The following is a 22,513-nucleotide window of genomic DNA, read 5'->3' on the forward strand; positions in this document are numbered from 1 at the left end:
TAAACAATTAAAATGACTGAAGGAAATTTTGTTGACTACGTAAAAATGTATGTAGCTTCTGGAAACGGAGGAAAAGGGTCGGTACACTTACATCGCGAGAAATACATAACTAAAGGTGGTCCTGATGGAGGAGATGGCGGCCGTGGGGGGCATGTTATACTTAGAGGAAATTCAAACCTTTGGACACTTTTACCTTTAAAATTCAAAAAGCATATTAGAGCGGGTCATGGAGAACATGGTAGTAAAAGCCGTAGCTCTGGAGCCGATGGAGAAGACATGTATGTTGATGTGCCTTTAGGTACAGTAGTTAGAGATACCGAAACCAACGATATTATTTTTGAAATAACCGAACATGATGAAGAAAAGATAGTTGTAGAAGGAGGAAAAGGCGGATTAGGTAACTGGCACTTTAAATCTTCAACTAATCAAACACCACGGTATGCTCAACCAGGACTTCCGTTAGAGGAAAGACACATTACTTTAGAGTTAAAAATACTTGCAGATGTTGGTTTAGTTGGTTTTCCAAATGCGGGAAAATCTACATTGTTATCTGTTGTTACTTCAGCAAAACCTAAAATTGCCGATTACGAGTTTACTACCTTAAAACCAAACTTAGGTATTGTTGAATATCGCGATTTTCAAACTTTTGTTATGGCAGATATTCCAGGGATTATCGAAGGAGCTGCTGAAGGTAAAGGGCTGGGACACTACTTTTTGCGTCATATAGAGCGTAATTCCATTTTATTATTTTTAATCCCTGCTGATGCAAAAGATATTAAAAAACAATACGATATTTTGTTAGATGAATTACGTAGGTATAACCCAGAAATGTTGGATAAAGAGCGTATTATAGCCATTTCTAAATGTGATATGCTTGACGATGAGTTAAAAGCAGAGCTAAGAACGGAGTTGGATAACGAACTTCCAATTCCATATCTACTTATTTCTTCTGTGGCACAACAAGGTATTACAGAGCTTAAAGATTTACTCTGGAAAATGCTGAATGATTAACTTAATTAAGACTGAGTTTTTTAATTGATTTACTTTTATTTATAAATAGATAAAAAATTCATGATGAAAAAACAGATTAAAAATATCGTTGAGATTAATGATAATAAGTTAAGTAGATACTTTTCTATTTTTATTCAAGGGCTAATTCTTTTATCGGTTATAACTTTTTCAATTGAAACCATTCCGAATTTAAAACCTCAAACGCGAACTATTCTTCAATCAATAGAATGGTTTTGTGTTATTATATTTTCCCTAGAGTATGCTTTGAGAATTTATGTTGCAGACAGTAAGTTTAAGTTTGTATTTAGCTTTTTTGGTATTATAGATTTACTTGCCATTTTACCATTTTATTTGTCTTTTGGCGTCGATTTACGCTCGTTAAGAGCTTTACGCTTTCTGCGTTTATTTAGGATTTTAAAATTGGTTAGGTATAATAAAGCCATGAATCATTTTACAAATGCTATAAAGTCGGCTAAGGAAGAAATTTTTCTATTCATATTTATCACACTTATTTTAATATACTTTGCTGCAGTAGGAATTTATTATTTTGAAAATCAAGCACAACCAGAACATTTTTCTTCTATTTTTGATAGCTTATGGTGGGCAATTATCACGCTTACAACTGTAGGTTACGGAGATGTATATCCAATAACTGTAGGAGGTAAGGTGTTTACTTTTTTTATTCTTATGATTGGCTTAGGTATTGTAGCTATACCTACAGGAATAATTTCATCAGCTTTAACAAAATCTATAGATAAGAAATAGAATAATTAAAAATTGTAGTTTTTGTTTTGATGTTAAACTCTTTCTGCCTAGTCTATGTGGAATAATTTTTGATTAACTTTAAAGAAAAATAATGCCATGAAATATTTAAAAACATTAGCGTTAGCTCTATTAGTTGTATCCTGTGCACCCATACATGTTAATTATGATTTTGATAAAAGTACAGACTTTTCTAATTACAAAACCTATAATTATTATGCTAATATGAAAACAGGTTTAAGTGATTTAGATACCAAACGTTTTCTGGATGCTTTAGATGCAAAAATGCAAGCAAAAGGATTTAGTTTAGTAGAGAAGCCAGATTTTTTTATTGATATTAAAAGTAGCGAGTTTCAAGCAGCACAAAGAAACACTGTTGGTGTTGGTGTTGGAGGTGGCGGGCGTAATGTTGGAGGCGGCGTATCTATTGGTATTCCAATAGGTCAAGCAAATGTAAATCGTCAAATTATAATTGACTTTGTCGACGAAAATGGAAAAGGGCTTTTTTGGCAAGCTGTAAGTGAATCTAGTTTTAACCCAAATGCATCACCAGAAAATCGAGAAGTACGTTTAAATGCCATTATAGATAAAATATTAATTAACTATCCACCTAAAAAATAATTGTCATGAGAAATCATTTGTTTATTTTATTATGCTTAGTTGTTGCTTTAACAGCTAGTGCACAACGCGTTATTAAAGCAGAAGATGGTTTTACACCCAATGTTGGTGTCCTTGTTTCAATGTTAAATGATATGAAAGATAGAGTGGAAAGAACTGTAAAAGATTTGGAAGTTGATGAAATAGATTTTTTACTAGATGAAAACGCTAACAGTATTGGTACTTTAGTTTTGCATTTAGCAGCTACAGAAAAGTTTTATCAGGTTTACACTTTTCAGAATAGAGAGTTTAATGATAAAGAGAAAGAGATTTGGGGAACAAGAATGTCTATGGGTGAAAAAGCAAGAAAGCTACATAAAGGAAAACCAATTAGTTATTATTTGGATATTTATAATGATGTTAGAAAAAAAACTCTTGAATATTTAAAAGAGAAAGATGATAAATGGTTAGCAACCGTACCAGAAGGCTATAGAATGAATAATCATTGGTCTTGGTACCATGTTATGGAACACCAATCAAGTCATTTAGGGCAAATTTTGCTTTTAAAGAAAAGAATACCTTAAATATATTTAGTTTTTTACAAAACGCTTACTGGTTAAAAGTATATTGTTTGAGTAAAAATTAGCAATATAAATGCCTTGACTAAAACGGCTAATATCAACTTCATTAGTTTCATAACTAGATATTTTTGTCGATTTTATCTTTTTCCCGTCCAAGCTAATAATGTCTACTTTTAAGTTTACTGCATTTCTACTTTCAATTTTTAAGTTTATTATACGGTTTGAAGGATTTGGATATAATGTAATTTCAAAACTATTTTGATCACTTGTGATATCATCAATACCTAAAGCAGATTTAGTTATAGTCCATGTAACAGAGTAAACATGCACGGTTTCATGATTGTCAACCTTTAAAAACGAAGAGACATCATTGACCACAACGGTTAAACTATTGGTTCCAGTGTTTAAATCAGTGTCAATAATAGAAATATCATCAACATCATTAGCAAAGTTTGAAGCATTTAATGTCCATACACTTTCTAAAGTATTAGGAATAGGTTTTATTAAATTTAATTGAAAATCAATTGGATATGTTGAAGTATTTACTGAGTTTGAAACTGGTAAATAAGAGTCTATTGGAGAAACTAAGCTGTGAATTTTTTCTATAATTCCTTCTTGACAAACAGAACAAAAAGGCACTCCTAAGTAACGCATTTTACAACTTTGATGTGGTCTGTTCCAAGTAGCAGATTCACCAGAAGATCCGTAAGGGTATATACTAACAGCATTAATTCCTATCCAATTTTTCCATCTTACCAAGCTTGAATTTGTTTCTTTAGTAGCATTAATAGATTCAAAAAGATTCCCATCTCCAGGATAATATTCATCTCTTAAATTAAAAAGCGAATGTCCCAACTCATGAATAGCAATTTCATTAGCACTGCTTCCAGTAGATGAAACAGCGTAAGGACCACCAGCACCACCATATTCTGATGAATTAACTAAAATAATAGGTTGATCGTATTCAGGGAAATTGTTGGCTAGCACATTATAGACTAAAGAGGAGTTATATGTGTAAAGTAATCTGTGAAAACCAGAGGTGTCAAAAGAAGTGTTAAAATAGGTGTCTTTAGTAGTGGCTGGAAAAACAGGCTCTACTACATCGGTTGCTGTTGCTGGGTGATCTGTACCGCTTTCATTAGAAGGGACCTTTATAGCGTATACGTTAAAATAATCTGTATATTCTTTAAAGGGGGATTGTGTAAACATTTCGTTTGAAAAATTTGTAGCATCGGTAATGAATTTTGATAACTCACTGGTTTGATAACCTTCACTTAAAATAACAAGATTTATTCTTTTATCATTATCTCCAGAAGCTTTAATAGTTTCAACATCAAAAATTTGAGCATTAATAAAACTTATATTTAATAGGCATAATATATAAAGTAAATAATGCTTCATGATTAGTTGATTTTAGTTTTAATTAATGGCTTTGTTTGTGCTAATTTTTTTTCGATTTCGTAAATACTAATATATTGTGCATTTGGTTCTAACTTTAGTTTTAATGAAAACTCAGTGTTTTTTAACTCTACTTTTTTCGTTTTAAAGGTTTTGGAGTCATCAACATACTCAAAGATTTTTACTAGTGGATTCTTTATTGTTATATTTTGCAATATATTAGAATTTTTATCTAGTTGAGTGCATATTAAATCGCCAGTAATACCACTTTTAATATATTCGTTACTGCTTATTTTTAACTTACCATCTGTTATTATTTTATTAATAAATTGAATGTTTTTCTTCCCTTTATTGTTTTCAGAAATAGTGTAATTTAAAAAAATAAGTTTTGGGTTTAGCTCTTCAATAGTAGTGTTTTGTACTACCCTCTTTGTTGTAGTACATGCGGTAATACATATAAGTACTAAAGCAATGATTAAGTTATTTATGATTTTGGGGTAAACCAGCATGACTTTTTTAGTGAAACTTGAGAGGCATTTATATTTTGTAAATTTACTAATTAATTGGTTTAAACAAAAAAGAGGCTTTAAAAGCCTCTTTTTTGTTTAAACATAGAAAGAAGCCTTTAGAATAAAGATTTATAACTGTCTTTATAACCGTAAAGTACTATAACATTTAGAACTAGTAAAGCTAAGGCTCCACCAATACTACCTGGTTCTAAAGTAGCGTGGAATAATACAGCATTTACAGAAATACTCATTAAAATTAGCGCCAATAAAGCACCGTATTTATTGAATATTAAGCCTACACCAGCAACAATTTCAACAATAGCTACTAATGTAATTACTTTTGCAGAAGACAATGCTCCAAAATACGCACCTGCTTCTGCAGACATATCTCCCATGTCCATAAAATGGAAAAACTTGTTAAGACCAAAGAACAAAACGAAAAGCCCAAGAAGTATTCTTACGACCATAAAAACTTTTGAATTCATAATGATTAAATATTTAGTTAGTATTTAAAGATAATAAATTAAAAATAAGTCATTTAAATGTTTTTGTCGAATCGAAAAGGTTTATCTAACAACTTTAGCTTTTCATTTTCCGTTTATCATATCCAAATTACCACTCATCATATTTCAAATTTTTAAACACATTCACTGATTTATATTTACACCATCATTCAAAAAACGAACAGTATTATGATCAATTTAGTAAAAGCTTTAGTAGAACTAATCATTCAAATTGCCTTAGGGTAAAATAATCATCATGAAAAAGCTTAAAAATATACCTGAAGAGAAATTTAAATTGATGTTAAAAGGATCAGCAACAGCTAGGAACTTATCATTTATTTATGTGTTAGTTTCATTGATGTTGACCTTTAAGTTAAGAGAGCATATTGAATATGTCATTCCGTTATTAATTGGAGTCTCACTCTTAATTTGGTACACATTATCACATTTATTGTTAAAAAAATTCAATCTTAGAAATGGTGAATTTAAAGTTAAATTTAATCTTTATAGGTTGCACATCTTAAAGCGAGAGAAATACGAATCTACAGTGTTTTTTATTTGGTTATTAACCGTTGTTCCTGCCTATTTATTTGAGAAAGACATTACAACACTTACAGTCTTAAAAAGTATGGTTGTAATTTATATTCTTTTTATTCTTGGAAATAAATTATTTAATAAAGTAAAAGAAGACTTGAAAGTTATAGACGAACAAATAAATAGCCCTGAAGCAAATAATTTTTAATATTAAATTGTAAGTTTGATAACCTATACCATATTAAAATAAGAATGAAATATTTGTTTTCTAAAAAGGCATTGCCAAATTATTTGGTTTGGAGTATTACGCTACTTCCTTCTTATATTATAAAATACCAATCGGCTGTAAAATCGGGAAGGTTAGAGTTTTCTTATCTTGTTTCAGAAGGTTTAATATGGTTTACTTTAATGATTCTATTAACAGCAAGTATACAGTTTTGTATAGATAAGTTTGTTAAAAAGGATGAAACTTTAACCTTAAAGGTATTTAAATTTTTAGGTTTTTTAGTTATTGCTACGTTTCTTTTCAATTTAATTTTATGGCCAATAATAGATGTTGTTTATACTTCTATTCAAGGGAAAGAAGCGGAAGAATATGGTAAACTACCAACAAATATTTTCAATTGGTTTGCTTGGATAGTTTGGTATTTAATATCTGCTTACTCTGCATTATATAGAGAGATTAAAGAAGAAAAAATAAAGAATGTTGAGTTACAAGCTAGCTTAAAAGAATCACAATTAAACACTTTAAAAGGGCAAATAAATCCGCACTTTATGTTTAATAGTTTAAACAATATTAGAGGGTTAATGCTTGAGGATGTAGACAGAGCTAGAAATATGCTTACAAGTTTGTCTGAAACCTTACGGTATTCACTAACTAAAAGCGATGTAAATTCTATTGCTTTAGAAGATGAATTAGAAATGGTTGAAAATTATATCGAAATTTCTAAGATTCAATTTGAAAATCGTTTACAATTTGAAACACATATTGATGAAGCGTCATTAAATAAACAAATACCTCCAATGATTATTCAAATGCTTGTTGAAAATGCCATAAAACATGGAATTTCTAATTTAAAGGTAGGAGGAGGAGTAAGTTTGTCTACTGTAATTAAAAATGACTTACTTCAAATTGAAGTAATAAACTCCGGAACATTACAAAGTAATAAGAACACTACTCAGTTGGGTTTGAAAAACATTAAAAAACGACTGGAATTACTTTACGGAGAAAAAGCCACATTCAATTTAAATGAAGTTAAAAATCAAGTTGTTGCTACAATTAAAATTCCATTAGCATGATAACATTAAAAGCTGTTATTGTTGAAGATTCGCGTTTAGCTCGTAATGAATTAAAAGAGCTTATAAAAGCACATAAAGAAATTGAACTTTTGGGCGAAGCAGAAAATGTTGATGAAGGGTTTAAATTGATTACAAATACAAAGCCGGATTTATTATTTTTAGATATTAATATGCCTGAAAAAGATGGGTTTGAGTTATTAGAAATGTTAGATGACGTGCCCCTTACTGTTTTTACAACAGCTTTTGATGAGTATGCCATAAAGTCTTTTGAGTATAATGCTTTTGATTATTTACTAAAACCAATAAACCAAAAAAGATTTTCCAAAAGTATAGAAAAAGTTGTTGAGAAGTTTAGTAATAGCATAGCAACAAAATCTAAAAATGAAGATGCTTTAAGTATAGACAAGCAAATTTTTATTAAGGATGGCGAAAAGTGTTGGTTGGTGAAAATTCATGACATTTCTTTGTTTGAAATTGTTGGAAACTATACTAGAGTTTTTTTTGAAAGTAATAAGCCGCTTATATACAAATCATTAGCACAAATAGAGGAGAGGTTACCCAATGATGTGTTTTTTAGAGCAAATAGACAACAAATTATAAATATTAACCATGTAAAAAAGGTGGTGTCTTGGTTTAATGGTAAACTGAAAATAGAAATGAATTCTGGAGAAGAAATTGAAATCTCCAGAAGACAGTCCTATATTTTTAAGGAGCAATTAAGTTTTTAGTAACCTATCATTATGAGTTATACTATGACGTTAAATTTAATCAACTAAAATTCTAACGCCTTCACTATGGCTGCTAAATTCTGGCGCGTACATGCTTTGAATAGTTGTGATGCCATTGCTCATATTCCCAGAATTGTTAACTCTTAAGTCATATTCAAATACATAAACGCCTTTTGGTAAATAATCAAAAAAGAAATTGGTACTTGCATCTTTAGTGCTTTCATAATACCCTAAACCATCTTGCCATTTGTATTGCGATAATACATTTACTGGTTCTAAACCAGATGCTCGCATATCTTTCATATGCACAAATTCCATAGCTCTATCGCTTCGTAATTCAATACGAACACGAACTAAATCACCAATTTGAACTTTGGTTCCTTGAGTTATTTCAGAAATGGCTTCACCTGTATCTGTGTTCCTTTTAATGAATAGCTTTTTACTTAATTTAAGTGGTGTTTCGGCCGATGAAATCTTATCTAAATCTTCAAAATATTGCCAGTACAAACTTCCCCAAGCAATACCATTTCCTTTTTTAGTGATTTGAACGTCTGCCATTTCTGGTTTAATTTCTGATGTATTCCAAGACGTTTTAAAATAGCCTGTCCCAGCTTCAATTTTCACATCTTCTAATTTTGAAGGCTCTATTTTTTGCCCGCCTAAAACCACATCAATCATATCGGTTACACTCAACCAGTCGCTTCCTTGTAGTAATAAAGCATAAACAGATTCAGTAGTCGCTTTGGTCGTTTTCCAACGATTTGTTTGCTTGTTTTTAAGTAACCATATTTTAAGATTATCAATAGTTTTAGTGTCATTTTCAATTTCAGCGAAAACTTCAATTAGTAATGCTTGAGTTTCAATCGGCGCTTGATACCAATACCAAGAATTGGTATTGGTTTTCCAATACATACCTAATTCATCAGATGTAATACTATTTTCTTTTAATGATTTTAAAATCTTCGTTGAGGTCTTTTTATCACCCATTCTATCAGTAACTAAAGCAATTAACCCTTTCGCGTATAACGATTGTTTTAACCAGTATTTTTGAATTTGAGTTTGGTAATATTTAGTAACCTTTTCAACTTCAGCAGACTTTTTAATCTCTGGATAAAAGCTTCGCATGTATAAATAGTGTAATTGGGTGTAGCTTAAATGATCTTTTTTTAAGTCAATTTTTGAATCGTATTTTCTGATGTCATTGTATTCTTTTATAAATTCTGCATCTAAATAGTTGATGGCTTTTTTAATCATAGATTCTTCACTATCGCTCTGAATAACATTAAGCTTATTTAAGTGCCCAAAACCAGTAATAATGTGTTGTGTAATATATCTGTTTTCAAGACCTCCTTTAAACCAAGACCATCCACCAGATGACATTTGATTTTGTTCTAGTTTACGTTTTGCAGATTGCAACTCGTTATTCATTTTGTTTAAATCAAATAACAAAGCGATGCGCTTTTTCTGTTCCGTTTCACTTTGTGCGTCACGTAACCAAGGTGTTTCTTGAATTAAAATAGATTTCAGTTCTTCATTCTTTTCTAAATTTGAAATAAGTGCATCTTGAGATGCCCACTGATTGAAAACCTCTTGAATTCTTGGGTTGGAATTTGCAATATGACTTGCTAAGGCGTTTGCATAATAACGCGAAAAGGTCTGTTCGTTACATTCATAAGGGTATTCCATTAAATAGGGAAGGGCTTGTATCGCGTACCATGCTGGGTTGGAAGTCATTTCCAATGTCAATTTATGGTTTTTAAGGCTAGTTGAAGACACATTTTTCAACTTGTCCAATGTGAATGTTTTAGTTTGGTTACTTCTAATCCACATAGGGAGTGTTTCGGTAACCAACATGCGGTTGCTTAAAACGGGCAACGCATTTTGTTCACCATCACTAAAATCTCCAGATTTTGCTATCACTTTGTATTGAACAGCCTGTACATCATTAGGAATAGATAAATTCCACGATACTTGCGTATTGCCTTTTGTATCTACAGTAAAGGCTTTATTGTTTTCTGAATTACTAAGTTTTGTGTCAATAGCATTTCCAGAAATAGCGTCGGTTAATATTAAAATAGCATTTCCAGATAATGACGCATCGGTTAAGTTTGCAATCTTTGTGCTAATACTTATGTTGTCACCTTCTCTTAAAAAACGAGGCGCGTTTGGTATTACCATCAATTCTTTTTGTGTAACCGTTGTTAAGGTTTTGGTGGCACTTTCTAAAGTTTTGGTGTGTGACAATAATTGTAATTTCCATTGGGTTAAAGCTTCTGGTGTTGTAAAACTGAAACTTACGTTGCCACCTTCATCTGTTTTTAACTGCGGAAAGAAAAAGGCTGTTTCTTGAAGGTTTTTACGAATTTTTACATTGTCGAAGTTTGGTTTTTCTATTGAACTTGTAGAAGTGCTATCCTCAATACTACTACCGACCAAATCCTTTTTCTTTTGAGTCCCATATCCAACAACTACAACTTCATCTAAGTCAGCTTCAGAATTAAGCATCATACTTTCTTCAACTTCCATTTCATCAGTAACAACTTGGACTCCAGCTGCTCTTCCGCTTAGTGTTCGAGATACACTTGCATTCCCTCTAATTCTTAAATTGTAATTATTCCCAAAACTAAACCCAAACCAATTCAATTGGTCATAATTTTGATGCTGATAATATTTACGAACTCTATCATTATAAACTCTAAAATTACGTGTACCAAAACTCTGTCTTGCATTGCTATTATTATATGAGTAATATGTTGGATTACTAATGGGGTTAAAACTCCAAGTATGAGGCTTAAACTGATCTAAAGATGCATCGTACATACTCGCTAATAACTCTGCACTTACTTTATCGCCTTTGGGGCCTTTAATTTTAAAGCTCCAAGTTTCGTCTGTTCCAGGTTGTAATTTATCTCTAAATGTTGTGGTTTCAATATCTAAATCGGTTTTTGGGTAGGGCACAGATATATTCAAAGTGCTAGATTGAAAACTATTAAAAACTGCAAAACTATAATTAAGAGAAAAGCCACCAATGTCTTCATCTGTTATAGGAACACTAATGGTTTTTTTATTATTATTTAATTGAATAATTTGTGTTTTTATAACCTTGTTGCTTTTTTCAACAGAAACAGTAACGTTTAAATTGCTGGCTGCAGAAGCCAAAGTTATGATTGCAGTATCGCCAGTATTATATTTAGATTTATCACTTGTGATACTAAACAATTGATGGTCTGCTAAGGTTTCATCTTTATCACTATAAAGAGTGGTTTTAATTTCATCTTTTACAATTTGACCAAATTTATCCTTACTCTCTAAAGTGATAATATATTGACCAGATTGCCACTTTTTAGTCTTACCAAGGTTAAGTTTTTTTGTAGTTTCAGTATTAAAGGACGATATAAAAACTAGCTTACCTTTCTTCCAGTTATTTGAGTTTTGCTCATTATTATAGGCATCATGCGGAAATAAGTTTTTAAAATCATTTTCTGTAAAAACCTGATAATCTGGTGCTGCCCAAGGACGCTGCCTTAAAACTGAATTTGGTGCTAGTAATTTGTAAATTTTAATGGTTCCTTTTGCTGGCACAAACTCACCATTTAAATTTTTGGTATCAATGTCAATAGCATGCGTTTTTTTAGTTTTATCTAAAAGGTTTGCAATAGACATTTTTGCTATTAAAGCATGATAGCCAACATTAACAACTGACGTAGCGCTACTTGTTTCTCCATTTAAATCGGTGACATCAGCAGTAACTTCATATTTGAAAATAGGTAAGCTACTTTTATCAACACTTTGGTCTGGTTGTGCTTTAAATGTGATTTCAAACTCACCTTTATCATTAGTAATGCTTTCTCCATGAGTAATTTCTTGTGGTTCACTATTAAACCAAGGGCGGTACCAAAAATACCAGTGCGGATATTCTACTTTGCGGTGAACGCGATACACCACTTTGGCATCAGTAATATTGCTGCCTGCATATGCTAAAGCATTCCCTTTTATGGTTACAGAATCGTTAACTTTATAAGTTTCAGTTACAGGATTAAACTTGGTTTCAAACTTAGGACGTTTGTATTCTTCAACAGAAAAATAGGTATTACTTTCTGCATCAAAACCAGATTCGGTATCAAATTCAATATAGTATTGTCCGTTTAAACCATTGTTAGGTAAAATAAATTCGCCAGAAACAGAACCAAATTCATTTGTTTTTAAGTTTAATACTTTTAACTCTTCTCCATTTACATTATATAAAATAGCATAAACCTTTTCATTTTCTAAAACTTCAGACTTATTATCTTCAGTTTTCATTGCTATGCCTTTAAAATAAACGGTTTGTCCTGGTCTGTAAATACTTCTATCAGTAAATAAGAAAGACTTATAATTTTCTTTTTCTTTTTCATTTTTATAATATTGATAGATATAATAATCTCCAAAATATGCCACATCGCTACCATGTTTTACTTTTAAATGGATATTTCTGTAGCGCTTTTTTGATTTCTTAATTTTAATACGCCCATAAATGTCTGTTGTGTAATTTTCGGTTTGTTTACTTCGGTCATTATCTTCAATAAAACTTAACTCAACTTTAGTATTATTAATAGGATTTCCGTTATTTCTATCAATAATTTGAAAAGTTTTATAATCACTATTATCCGTTTCAACTAAAGCTAAATTGGTAACTTGAATCGTACTAAACGCAAAAGTGCTTTCTCTATTTTTTGGAGATGTATAAATTAGATAAGTACCATTATTAAGCTTAGGCAATAAAACCTCTGTAGTATGTGTTTGATAATCTTCTTCATTGCGTAATGTGTTATTCCAACTGGTTGTGATTTTTAGCTTTTTAATAAAAGCTAGTTGTTCTTCCTCTCTATAGATTTTATTGAATTTATTGAATTGATTTCTAGAAATTTTAAAGACCTTAAATTGAAGTTCATTTAAGTTTTTATAACGTACTAACAAACGTGCATCTTGAAGAATTGGCAGAAAATTTTCAGTAGTAATTTGCAACGATTGTTGTTCCATTTGCTGCTTTAATATAGCACACATTTCTGCACCTTTACTCTTTGGGAATTTGGTGATAACGGTGTTGCAAATATCAATGGCTTCTTTAGCTTTCCAGCGGTTTTCTTCTTTATTTTTTGGTTGATACTCTAATCCTTGTTGATAGTAGATAGAGGCGATTTCGTAATCATATAATCCTGAAACTTCATGTGATTTTAATTGTTCACTCTCTGATTTTAATGCATTTAATAAAATGGTTTGTTTGTTACTAAAAGTGGCATGTTGATTTACAAATTTTAAACGATTTATGTTTACGTCAGCTAACGCTAAAGGCGATTCATCTTTTAAATGAAATTGAATTAAAGTTTGATAAATTTTTAAAGCGTTTAGTTGTAATGAAGTTGAATCTTTAGATTCCAAATTTAAATTTGAAAACGTATTTGCATCACCCAAAAAATCAGGATTGTCAATCTCAAATTTATAAGCAGGTTTGGTAATATGCGTTTCATTTGATTTATAAAATAGTAAGGCATTATGGCTTAAAAAATCAAATAGCGTTGGTCTGTAAATTTTAGACCCTTTTTGTTCATTTATAAGCACACTATAATTACTTAATGGCTCTAATTGAAGCATCAAGCCATTTTGCAAAGATTTTTTATAATGAATGTGTATTTCGCTAAAAAGTGTTTGTAAATCCCAAGTTCTAAAATCGTTGGAATCAACTTTTTCAGAAGTTTTAGTTCTGTTGTAAAACTGCCATCTGTTTTGATTGAAATATTGCCAATACAAGTTAGCTAGTATGTTTTCTAGAATGTTTTTTGTTGGAAAGGAACTCTGTTCAATTTCACTATTAAAACTATTAATAATTTTTAACTGTGCATCTTCCTCTAAAACCAAAGCAAACTTACTTTTAAAAAGCATTGTTTTAATAAGTTGAGGATGATTTTTATCTTTTTTAGCTTTCACTGAAATATCTTCAACAATTTTAAGTGCCGATTTTGGCAATCCTTCAACTTCCAGTTTTTCAACTTTATCCCATAACATTTTATAATCTGGGTTTTGAGCTAAGGTTAAATTTGAAAAAAGAATAATCATTAATATAGATAGTGTACGTTTCATGTGTTTATACTTATTGTTTTTTTAAAGCCACATATAGCACCCATAAAACCATTTCTTTGTGCGACAAAATTTTAGTTATGGATGTTTCATTTGCTTTAATTTGTCTCTAATCTACTTTCAAAAGTTATTCCAAAAAAGAATAAATGAGTAATTACTTTCGTTAGTTGAGTGAAGTTAACCATTTTTCAAGTAAAGTGTAATGTTTAACTTTGTATTTTCGACCTAAATCATCATGAATAAGCTTTTGTTTCTATTTCTCTTTCCAATACTCATATTTAGTCAATCAGAGCTAAATGATGTTAATGACCTTTTTCAAAAAAAGCAGTTTGTAAAAGCAGAGCAAATAATTATTGAATTTCTAAGAAGTAATCCAAATAACATAAAAGCCATTGAATTATTAGGAGATGCTTACGGACATCAAAAAAAATGGAACGAAGCTATACATCAGTACAAAAAACTTGTAAATACGCAAAAAAACAATGCCAATTACCATTATAAACATGGTGGAGCTTTAGGCATGAAAGCCCTGTCGGTTAGTAAATTTAAAGCGCTAGGAATTATTGGGGATGTAAAAAGAGCTTTTTTAAAAGCGGCGGAGTTAGACAAAAATCATATTGACACGCGATGGGCTTTAGTGGAATTATATATGCAATTGCCTGGTATTATTGGTGGTAGTAAAAGTAAATCGTTAAAATATGCAAACGAATTAGAGGCACTCTCGAAAGTAGATGGTTATTTGGCTAAAGGATATATTTGGGAGTATGATGATGAACCAGAATTAGCCGAAAAATATTATAAAATGGCAATTGCAGAAGGCGGATCTTTAACCTGTTTTAACAAACTTACCAATTTTTACAAAAATCAAAAACAACCTCAAAAAGCTATAAAAAATATTGAGGCTACTCAACAAAATCATCAGCGTAATGCACTGCATTATCAAATTGGAAAAGTTGCTGCTGAATATAATATCCAGCTTGAAAAGGGAGAGCGCTGTTTACACACATATATAACCAATTATTCAGCTAAGGATGGTGTTCCTAAAGCCTGGGCTCACTACCGATTGGCACAAATAAATACGCATAAAAAAAATAAATCCGAAGCTTTAAAGTATATCAATTTAGCCATTAATAAGCTGCCAGAAATAGATATTTTTAAGAAACAAAGGCAAAACATCTTAAATTTGTAATTTTTTAAGTAGTTAGCATTCAATAAGTTGTGCTTGATTGTGTAACTTTTTTTGTTTTTATTTTTCAAATTAATAGTATTACTATTATATTTGCAATTAAAATGTTTATAAATGAAAAATTTACTATCAAATTTAAAAATAATAGTTCCGGATAAAATCTTTATTAAGGACCCAGAATCTTCCCAGTTAGGTAAGCGAATTATTGAGCATAGTATTTTATTAATTGATGAAATTGGTTTTGATGATTTTACGTTTAAAAAGCTAGGAACAAAAATTGGTTCTAACGAGAGTTCTTTATACCGATATTTTGAAAGTAAACATAAGTTGCTGTTGTATTTAACATCGTGGTATTGGGCTTGGATAGAGTATCAGCTTGTTTTTGAAACACATAATATTTCTGATCATAAACTACAATTAGAAAAAGCAATACAAATTGTAGCCCGAAGTATTAAAAAAGATAGTAATTTTTCGCATATCAATGAAGAGGTATTGAACAGAATTGTTATAAACGAATATTCTAAATCATATTTAACTAAAGAAGTAGATACCGAAAATAAGGAAGGATACTTTATTATTTATAAAAGATTAGTATCAAGACTACGAGAAATGATACTAAACGTAAACCCTAACTATGTGTACGCTTCTAGCCTTGCAAGTACCATAATAGAAGGGGCTTTGCATCAGCATTTTTTAAAGGATCATTTTAAATCTATTACAGATTGTGATGACTCTACAACACCCTCACAGTTTTTTATTGACCTAACTTTTAAAGCCTTAAAATAAACTTATGAATCATCCTACTATGACACCTTGGCAAAGGCTTTTTGGCTTGCTGAGATTAGAAAAACGCGCAGTATTACAAGTTTTTTATTATGCGATTTTTGGAAGTTTAGTTTCATTGTCTTTGCCTTTGGGAATACAAGCAATAATTAATTTAATTCAAGGTGCACAAATTACAACATCTTGGATTGTATTAGTGATTTTAGTAACTGTAGGTGTTGCTTTTACAGGAGTTTTGCAGCTTATGCAAATGCGTATTATAGAAAGTATTCAGCAACGTGTTTTTACGAGATCGTCCTTTGAGTTTGTTTTTCGTTTTCCTAAGATTAAAATGAATGAGCTACGAAGTTATTACCCGCCGGAATTAGCAAATCATTTTTTTGATACACTTAATGTGCAAAAAGGATTGTCTAAAATATTGGTAGATATCCCTACCGGAGTTATTCAAATTTTATTTGCGCTTATTCTGCTATCGCTTTATCATCCATTCTTTATTGTATTTGGTTTATTGTTGCTGTTGTTGGTTTACTTGGTTTTTAAGTTTACAGCCAATAAAGGTATGGAAACTAGCCTTGATGAGTCTAAAAATAAATATAAGGTGGCACATTGGATTCAAGAAGTTGCAAGAACAGTTGTAAGTTTTAAGCTTTCTGGGAAAACTAATTTGGCCCTAAATAAGAATGATGAACTAGTTGTTAAATATTTGGATGCTAGAGAAGGTCATTTTAAAATTTTAGTTGTTCAGTTTACCCAAATGATAGGCTTTAAAGTTATAGTAACTGCAAGTTTATTAATAATAGGAGGCGTTTTAGTGCTACAGCAAAAAATGAATATAGGGCAATTTGTAGCGGCTGAAATTATTATTTTAATAGTTATAAGCTCAGTAGAAAAACTAATTTTAGGTCTTGAGTCCTTCTATGATATTTTAACTTCTTTAGAGAAGATAGGACAAGTTGTTGATAAAGAATTAGAAGGTCAAGATGGTGAAATCTCAAGTTTTAAAGATGATTTTCTATTAGAACTAGAAGGCGTTAATTATAATGTGCAGAATAGAGAAAAGAATATTCTAGAAGACATAAACCTAAAAATTAATGCAAATACAAGCATACTTGTTAGTGGAGAGAATGGTTCAGGAAAATCTAGCTTATTACGTTTGTTAGCTGGAATTATAAAACCAACAAGAGGAACTGTTTTTTTAGACAATACATCATTAGACAATATGCAAATTAACACATATCGATCACAAGTAGGGCTCTCACTGTCTGAGGAAACACCTTTTGAGGCAACACTTAGAGAAAATATCACTTTTGGAGATGAGAGTATTACAGATGATGATGTGTTTTGGGCAATTGATAAAACAGGACTAAAAAGCTTTGTTAAAGAGCAATCAAAAGGTTTGAATACCATTATATATCCAGAAGGGAAACGTATATCTTATGCTATTACTAAAAAAATAATTTTGGCTAGGGCAATTGTAAAAAAACCAAAATTGTTAATACTTGAGGATCCTTTAGATCAATTTGAAGCACAAGAGATAAATCGTATAATGGACTTTCTCTTGGATAAAAAGAATCCTTGGACACTTATTATCGCTAGTGCTAATGAAAATTGGCAAAAAAAATGCGAAAACGTAATAACACTTAAAAAAGGGAAAATTGTTTAAAAAGGCTTATTATGTTAAATATATCTCACAATACATTAAATAAAAAATTCGATTTTTTAAAGTATAAATCGGGCCAAAAAACTTTTAATAAAAATTATTATAAACACTTTAATAGGCTTCTTTTAGGTGCGGCTATTTTTTCTTTTATCGTTTTATTTTTTCCATGGACTCAAAATATTACAGGGAATGGAAAGGTAACAACATTAAAGTTGGACCAGAGACCACAAACCATTCAATCTCCAATTCCAGGTAAAATAGAAAAATGGTATGTGCAAGAAGGCGATCAAGTAAAAAAAGGAGATACTATTTTAGAGATTTCGGAAATTAAAAGTGACTATTTTGATCCTAATTTAGTCGAAAGAACTCAGGAGCAAATTAATTCTAAAGCATCATCAGTTAATTCCTATTCTGAAAAAACTAAAGCTTTAGAGCGTCAAGTATTAGCTTTGTCTACAGAACGTAGTTTGAAACTAAAGCAAGCTAAAAATAAGCTTATGCAATCACATTTAAAAGTAAAGAGTGATAGTATAGACTTAAAAGCTGCTCAAACAAACATAGATATTGCCCAAAGACAGTATAACAGAACCCGTATGCTCCAAGAAGAAGGGTTGAAAGCATTGAAAGATGTTGAAACAAAGCGTTTAAAGCTTCAAGAAACTCAAGCAAAATTAATATCTCAGGAAAATAAGTTATTGGCAAGTAAAAATAATATTATAAATGCTGAAGTTGAAATATCCCGAATACGAGCTTCTTATAATGATAAAATTTCAAAAGCACAAAGTGATAAATTCACTGCAGAATCTAATAGGTTTAATGCTGAAGCACAAGTAAGTAAACTTGAAAATAGTTTTTCAAATTACGAAATACGAAATAAATTACGCTATGTTACAGCACCTCAAGATGGGTTTATAAATAAAGCTATTCGAGGAGGCTTAGGAGAAACCTTTAAAGAAGGCGACCGTTTAGTTGGTATTATGCCAACACAATATGATTTGGCAGTAGAGACTTATGTTGAACCAATAGATTTACCCTTATTAAATATTGGCGAAAAGGTGAGAATACAGTTTGATGGATGGCCAGCCATCGTTTTTAGCGGATGGCCAAATGTGTCATACGGAACCTATGGAGGCAAAATTGTAGCCATAGAAAATTTTATTAGCGATAATGGGAAGTATCGCGTTTTGCTTGCGCCAGAAAATGAAAATAATACTTGGCCAGAAGCCATTCGAGTAGGTTCTGGGGCAAAAACTATGGCGTTATTAAACGATGTTCCAATTTGGTTTGAATTATGGCGAAAACTAAACGGATTTCCACCAAATTACTATAAGCCAACTCAACAAGATTCAGATAAAAAAAACAAGGCATGAAGCAACTATTAATTATACTGTGTGTCTGCATTTATGGCTCTTTATTTGCTCAAGATGAAACTACTGTTATGCGTTTTGATGAGTATTTAGGTTATATAAAAGCTTACCATCCTATAGTTAAACAAGCTAATCTTATTATTGATAAAAGTCAAGCAAAACTAATGAAAGCTAGAGGGGGTTTTGACCCTAAAATTGAAGTTGATTATGAAAGGAAAAAATTTAAAAATACAGAATACTTTGATAAACTAAATGCAACATTCAAAATTCCAACATGGTATGGTATAGAATTGAAAGCGAATTTTGAAGAAGCTGATGGCGTATTTTTAAACCCAGAAGCGGCACTTCCTCAAGATGGGGTGTATAGTGCCGGAGTGTCATTTTCAGTAGCGCAAGGATTATTGATTAATAAAAGAATGGCAGCGCTTAAGCAAGCCAAATTTTTTAGAGAGCAAGCTAAAGTTGATAGAAATATTGTAGTAAATTCCATTTTATATGATGCTTCCTTAGTTTATTTCAATTGGCTAAGAAGGTATAATGAAGCACAAGTTTATAAGGAGTTTTTGGCCAACGCCTTGGTAAGGTTTGACGGTGTAAAACAACAGGTAAGGTTAGGAGAAACTGCAGCTGTTGATTCTCTAGAAGCACGAATAACGGTAAACAATAGAAAACTTAATTTAGAAAAAGCTAATGTAAAACTATTAAAAGCCTCTCTTGAATTATCAAATTACCTTTGGTTAGATGGTAATATTCCTGTAGAATTACAATCTAATGTTATTCCGGATGTTGATAGTGAAACTATAATAGATTCAGTTTTGGAGATTTCTGAATTGATAACTGGCGATTTTGATTTAGAGAAGCATCCTAAATTACAATCTCTAAACTATAAACAACAAAGTTTAATGATTGATAAACGTTTAAAAGCAAACATGTTATTACCAAAAGTTAATTTGGAATATAATTTTTTAACTCAAACGCCAGAAGTGCTAAATGCTTTTAATACTTTAAATTATAAGAGTGGTTTAAATTTTGTTTTTCCTTTATTTTTAAGAAAAGAACGAGGGAATTTAAAATTAGCTAAGCTAAAACTTAAAGATATTAAATATGAAATAGTTACTTCTCAATTAAATATTGGGAATAAAATTACCGCTATAAAAAAAGAGTTGACATCGTATATTGTTCAAAATGATTTGACTGAAACTATTGTTGAAGACTATGAAAATTTAGTTAAAGCAGAAGAACGGAAATTCATGTTAGGAGAAAGCTCTTTATTTTTAGTAAATTCTCGAGAAAGTAAATTAATAGATGTAAAGTTAAAAGCCATAGAATTGCAAAATGAATTTTTTAGCACCAAAGCTAAATTGTTTAATAGTCTGGCTGTAAATCCAAATATATAGGCAGGAATTGTTCGCGTATTCATAGTAAAAAAAGTATATTTGAACACTACATAGTAAGTATATATGAACGTACATTTTATAGCCATTGGTGGTGCAGCAATGCATAATTTAGCACTAGCATTACACAATAGAGAATATAACGTAACTGGGAGCGATGACATTATTTTCGAGCCATCAAAATCGCGTTTAAACGCTAAGGGACTTTTGCCAAAAGCGTTTGGTTGGTTTCCTGAAAAAATAACAAATAGTTTAGATGCTATTGTTTTGGGAATGCATGCTAAAGCTGATAATCCTGAGCTGTTAAAAGCTCAAGAATTAGGTTTAAAAATATATTCTTATCCAGAGTTTTTGTATGAACAATCTAAACATAAAACAAGGGTTGTTATTGGTGGAAGTCACGGGAAAACAACTATAACTTCAATGATACTTCATGTTATGCATTACCATGATAGGGATGTTGATTATATGGTTGGGGCCCAGTTAGATGGTTTTGATGTTATGGTAAAGCTTACCGAAGAAAATGATTTTATAGTTTTAGAAGGTGATGAATATTTAAGTTCTCCAATTGATAGACGACCAAAATTTCATTTATACAAACCTAACATTGCTTTATTAAGTGGTATTGCTTGGGACCATATTAACGTTTTTCCTACCTACGAAAACTATGTAGAACAGTTTAGCATTTTTGTAGATTCTATAGTTAATGGCGGTAGTATAAATTATAATGAGGAAGATGATGATGTTAAACGCGTTGTTGAAGCGAGTGAGAATACCATTAGAAAGATAGCTTACCAAACTCCAGAATACACTGTTGAAAACGGACAAACATTATTGGAAACTCCAGAAGGTGATTTACCAATTGAAGTTTTTGGAAAGCATAATCTTAATAATTTGGCAGGAGCTAAATGGATTTGTCAGCATATGGGTATTGACGAAGACGATTTTTATGAAGCTATAGCTACTTTTAAAGGTGCTAGCAAGCGTCTTGAAAAAATTGCAGAAAGTAAAACCAGCGTTGCTTATAAAGATTTTGCACACTCGCCAAGTAAAGTTGAAGCTACTACCAATGCGGTTAAAGAACAATATAAAAACAGAACTCTAGTAGCTTGTTTAGAATTGCATACTTACAGCAGTTTAAATGCTGAGTTTTTAAAAGAATACAAAGGAGCGTTAGATTCAGCCGATATTGCAGTAGTATTTTATTCCCCTCATGCCGTTGAAATTAAAAAATTAGAAGAAGTGACTCATGAGCAAATCTCAAATGCTTTTGAGCGTGACGATTTAATTATTTACACCAATCCAGCCGACTTTAAAGACTTTTTATTCTCTCAAAACTTTGATGATAAAGCATTGTTATTGATGAGTTCTGGTAATTATGGCGGACTAGATTTTGATGAGGTAACTAAGCTTATTAATTAGGGTTTTCATTCAATGAATAGAAGTTGAGTTCGTTTAACGTATTTGTATAACTGTTGTTACGGGATTAAAGTTACATATTTCGTTTAAGAACTAACGTTAGTAATTAACGAGTGGATTCAGACGAAGACGAATCCGCCGTAATTGCGGTTATACATTGTTACCCAACGTTTTTTCATTCCGATTTTAGTTTTTCAATCAATTCAGCCAAACATTCTTCAAATTCCGATTGGTTTACAATCAATAACTTTTCATTTTCGGTACCAAAGTCAGTTATTGATTCATAATATTCAGTCGGATTTATTGGGTCAACGCTCCAACCTGCTCGTCTTGAAAATCCGTATGTCAAATTCAAGTCGTTTTCTTTTTCCACTCTTAAACAGCCGGTATATTGGTCTGAAAAATCAATTGGCAAGTAAATAACTTGTCCGTTTTTCATTTTCGTTTGCTTTTTATTCCACGAAGCGATTAATTCCGCAACGGCATTTTTAATTTCCTTTATTCCGTTTTTCGGCTCAATTGCTAAAGCAAAATAATAAGTGTCAAATTTCCGCTGACTTATCAAATTTGGAATTTCAAAGATTAAATCTTCGTGTCCTCCTTTGTCATTTTCTATAATTTCTATTTTTAGCAGGTTGCTCATCAAATGTTGGCTAATGTTTTTCACG

18 protein-coding genes are annotated in these 22,513 nt (G+C 31.0%); 13 read left to right on the plus strand and 5 right to left on the minus strand.

The window, feature by feature from the left end; translation table 11 throughout:
• Positions 1-12 precede the first annotated feature (12 nt).
• The 4 genes from obgE to M3P09_RS11675 all read left to right on the plus strand — a co-directional run bounded on the left by obgE (position 13) and on the right by M3P09_RS11675 (position 2,954).
• The gene (gene obgE, locus M3P09_RS11660; RefSeq protein ID WP_099563847.1) at positions 13-1,011 is read left to right on the plus strand and encodes a GTPase ObgE; all 999 of its coding nucleotides are present in this window, start codon (positions 13-15) and stop codon (positions 1,009-1,011) included.
• Positions 1,012-1,071: 60 nt separating this feature from the next.
• A complete protein-coding gene (locus M3P09_RS11665) occupies positions 1,072-1,776 on the plus strand; it encodes an ion transporter (protein WP_233192454.1) in 705 nt (234 codons plus the stop codon).
• A 96-nt stretch (positions 1,777-1,872) separates the two neighbouring features.
• A complete protein-coding gene (locus M3P09_RS11670; RefSeq protein WP_099563845.1) occupies positions 1,873-2,394 on the plus strand; it encodes a DUF4136 domain-containing protein in 522 nt (173 codons plus the stop codon).
• 5 nt (positions 2,395-2,399) lie between these two features.
• The gene (locus M3P09_RS11675) at positions 2,400-2,954 is read left to right on the plus strand and encodes a DinB family protein (RefSeq protein WP_249973241.1); all 555 of its coding nucleotides are present in this window, start codon (positions 2,400-2,402) and stop codon (positions 2,952-2,954) included.
• Between the two features lie 6 nt (positions 2,955-2,960).
• Here the strand turns inward: M3P09_RS11675 and M3P09_RS11680 are convergent, their stop codons facing one another.
• The 3 genes from M3P09_RS11680 to M3P09_RS11690 all read right to left on the minus strand — a co-directional run bounded on the left by M3P09_RS11680 (position 2,961) and on the right by M3P09_RS11690 (position 5,343).
• Entirely contained in the window at positions 2,961-4,352 is a 1,392-nt protein-coding gene (locus M3P09_RS11680; RefSeq protein WP_249973242.1) for a M64 family metallopeptidase, read from the minus strand.
• Between the two features lie 2 nt (positions 4,353-4,354).
• Complete coding sequence (locus M3P09_RS11685) at positions 4,355-4,858, minus strand: hypothetical protein (protein ID WP_249973243.1); 504 nt, start codon at positions 4,856-4,858, stop codon at positions 4,355-4,357.
• 116 nt (positions 4,859-4,974) lie between these two features.
• Positions 4,975-5,343, minus strand: coding sequence for a DoxX family membrane protein (locus M3P09_RS11690; protein ID WP_099563841.1), 369 nt, complete (start codon positions 5,341-5,343; stop codon positions 4,975-4,977).
• Positions 5,344-5,617: 274 nt separating this feature from the next.
• On the opposite strand from M3P09_RS11690, the gene M3P09_RS11695 reads away from it, so the two are divergent.
• The 3 genes from M3P09_RS11695 to M3P09_RS11705 are packed head-to-tail and all read left to right on the plus strand — an operon-like array spanning position 5,618 to position 7,922.
• On the plus strand, positions 5,618-6,103 hold the full coding sequence (locus M3P09_RS11695) for a hypothetical protein (RefSeq protein WP_249973244.1): 486 nt from the start codon (positions 5,618-5,620) through the stop codon (positions 6,101-6,103).
• 44 nt (positions 6,104-6,147) lie between these two features.
• Positions 6,148-7,194: a sensor histidine kinase gene (locus M3P09_RS11700; protein ID WP_249973245.1), complete on the plus strand. Its 1,047-nt coding sequence runs from the start codon at positions 6,148-6,150 to the stop codon at positions 7,192-7,194.
• Positions 7,191-7,922: a LytR/AlgR family response regulator transcription factor gene (locus tag M3P09_RS11705; RefSeq protein WP_249973246.1), complete on the plus strand. Its 732-nt coding sequence runs from the start codon at positions 7,191-7,193 to the stop codon at positions 7,920-7,922. Before M3P09_RS11700 ends, M3P09_RS11705 begins: the two co-directional genes overlap by 4 nt.
• 36 nt (positions 7,923-7,958) lie before the next feature.
• Here the strand turns inward: M3P09_RS11705 and M3P09_RS11710 are convergent, their stop codons facing one another.
• On the minus strand, positions 7,959-14,039 hold the full coding sequence (locus M3P09_RS11710) for an alpha-2-macroglobulin family protein (RefSeq protein ID WP_249973247.1): 6,081 nt from the start codon (positions 14,037-14,039) through the stop codon (positions 7,959-7,961).
• 232 nt (positions 14,040-14,271) lie between these two features.
• On the opposite strand from M3P09_RS11710, the gene M3P09_RS11715 reads away from it, so the two are divergent.
• From M3P09_RS11715 to M3P09_RS11740, 6 genes are all read left to right on the plus strand, one after another.
• On the plus strand, positions 14,272-15,225 hold the full coding sequence (locus tag M3P09_RS11715; RefSeq protein ID WP_249973248.1) for a tetratricopeptide repeat protein: 954 nt from the start codon (positions 14,272-14,274) through the stop codon (positions 15,223-15,225).
• Between the two features lie 111 nt (positions 15,226-15,336).
• Positions 15,337-16,008 carry a TetR/AcrR family transcriptional regulator gene (locus M3P09_RS11720; protein ID WP_249973249.1) on the plus strand — a complete coding sequence of 224 codons (672 nt, stop codon included), beginning with the start codon at positions 15,337-15,339 and terminating at the stop codon, positions 16,006-16,008.
• A 4-nt stretch (positions 16,009-16,012) separates the two neighbouring features.
• Positions 16,013-17,668 carry a peptidase domain-containing ABC transporter gene (locus tag M3P09_RS11725; RefSeq protein WP_249973250.1) on the plus strand — a complete coding sequence of 552 codons (1,656 nt, stop codon included), beginning with the start codon at positions 16,013-16,015 and terminating at the stop codon, positions 17,666-17,668.
• An 11-nt stretch (positions 17,669-17,679) separates the two neighbouring features.
• Positions 17,680-19,035: an HlyD family secretion protein gene (locus tag M3P09_RS11730; protein WP_249973251.1), complete on the plus strand. Its 1,356-nt coding sequence runs from the start codon at positions 17,680-17,682 to the stop codon at positions 19,033-19,035.
• Entirely contained in the window at positions 19,032-20,429 is a 1,398-nt protein-coding gene (locus M3P09_RS11735) for a TolC family protein (RefSeq protein ID WP_249973252.1), read from the plus strand. Before M3P09_RS11730 ends, M3P09_RS11735 begins: the two co-directional genes overlap by 4 nt.
• A 63-nt stretch (positions 20,430-20,492) precedes the next feature.
• The gene (locus M3P09_RS11740) at positions 20,493-21,848 is read left to right on the plus strand and encodes a UDP-N-acetylmuramate--L-alanine ligase (RefSeq protein WP_249973253.1); all 1,356 of its coding nucleotides are present in this window, start codon (positions 20,493-20,495) and stop codon (positions 21,846-21,848) included.
• A 172-nt stretch (positions 21,849-22,020) separates the two neighbouring features.
• Here M3P09_RS11740 and M3P09_RS11745 read toward each other — a convergent pair whose 3' ends face one another.
• The gene (locus M3P09_RS11745) at positions 22,021-22,512 is read right to left on the minus strand and encodes a hypothetical protein (RefSeq protein WP_249973254.1); all 492 of its coding nucleotides are present in this window, start codon (positions 22,510-22,512) and stop codon (positions 22,021-22,023) included.
• Between the last annotated feature and the right edge of the window lies 1 nt (position 22,513).

The organism is Jejuia spongiicola (genome assembly GCF_023502325.1).
Classification (GTDB): Bacteria; Bacteroidota; Bacteroidia; order Flavobacteriales; family Flavobacteriaceae; genus Wocania_A; species Wocania_A spongiicola.

Excerpts from the sequence above, each read along its gene's own strand:
- M3P09_RS11715 (WP_249973248.1), top strand. The coding sequence starts at position 14,272 with ATGAATAAGCTTTTGTTTCTATTTCTCTTTCCAATACTCATATTTAGT.
- M3P09_RS11675 (WP_249973241.1), top strand. The coding sequence starts at position 2,400 with ATGAGAAATCATTTGTTTATTTTATTATGCTTAGTTGTTGCTTTAACA.
- M3P09_RS11710 (WP_249973247.1), bottom strand. The coding sequence starts at position 14,039 with ATGAAACGTACACTATCTATATTAATGATTATTCTTTTTTCAAATTTA.
- M3P09_RS11730 (WP_249973251.1), top strand. The coding sequence starts at position 17,680 with ATGTTAAATATATCTCACAATACATTAAATAAAAAATTCGATTTTTTA.
- obgE (WP_099563847.1), top strand. The coding sequence starts at position 13 with ATGACTGAAGGAAATTTTGTTGACTACGTAAAAATGTATGTAGCTTCT.
- M3P09_RS11680 (WP_249973242.1), bottom strand. The coding sequence starts at position 4,352 with ATGAAGCATTATTTACTTTATATATTATGCCTATTAAATATAAGTTTT.
- M3P09_RS11695 (WP_249973244.1), top strand. The coding sequence starts at position 5,618 with ATGAAAAAGCTTAAAAATATACCTGAAGAGAAATTTAAATTGATGTTA.
- M3P09_RS11690 (WP_099563841.1), bottom strand. The coding sequence starts at position 5,343 with ATGAATTCAAAAGTTTTTATGGTCGTAAGAATACTTCTTGGGCTTTTC.
- M3P09_RS11700 (WP_249973245.1), top strand. The coding sequence starts at position 6,148 with ATGAAATATTTGTTTTCTAAAAAGGCATTGCCAAATTATTTGGTTTGG.
- M3P09_RS11705 (WP_249973246.1), top strand. The coding sequence starts at position 7,191 with ATGATAACATTAAAAGCTGTTATTGTTGAAGATTCGCGTTTAGCTCGT.
- M3P09_RS11720 (WP_249973249.1), top strand. The coding sequence starts at position 15,337 with ATGAAAAATTTACTATCAAATTTAAAAATAATAGTTCCGGATAAAATC.
- M3P09_RS11735 (WP_249973252.1), top strand. The coding sequence starts at position 19,032 with ATGAAGCAACTATTAATTATACTGTGTGTCTGCATTTATGGCTCTTTA.
- M3P09_RS11670 (WP_099563845.1), top strand. The coding sequence starts at position 1,873 with ATGAAATATTTAAAAACATTAGCGTTAGCTCTATTAGTTGTATCCTGT.
- M3P09_RS11740 (WP_249973253.1), top strand. The coding sequence starts at position 20,493 with ATGAACGTACATTTTATAGCCATTGGTGGTGCAGCAATGCATAATTTA.
- M3P09_RS11725 (WP_249973250.1), top strand. The coding sequence starts at position 16,013 with ATGAATCATCCTACTATGACACCTTGGCAAAGGCTTTTTGGCTTGCTG.
- M3P09_RS11685 (WP_249973243.1), bottom strand. The coding sequence starts at position 4,858 with ATGCTGGTTTACCCCAAAATCATAAATAACTTAATCATTGCTTTAGTA.
- M3P09_RS11665 (WP_233192454.1), top strand. The coding sequence starts at position 1,072 with ATGATGAAAAAACAGATTAAAAATATCGTTGAGATTAATGATAATAAG.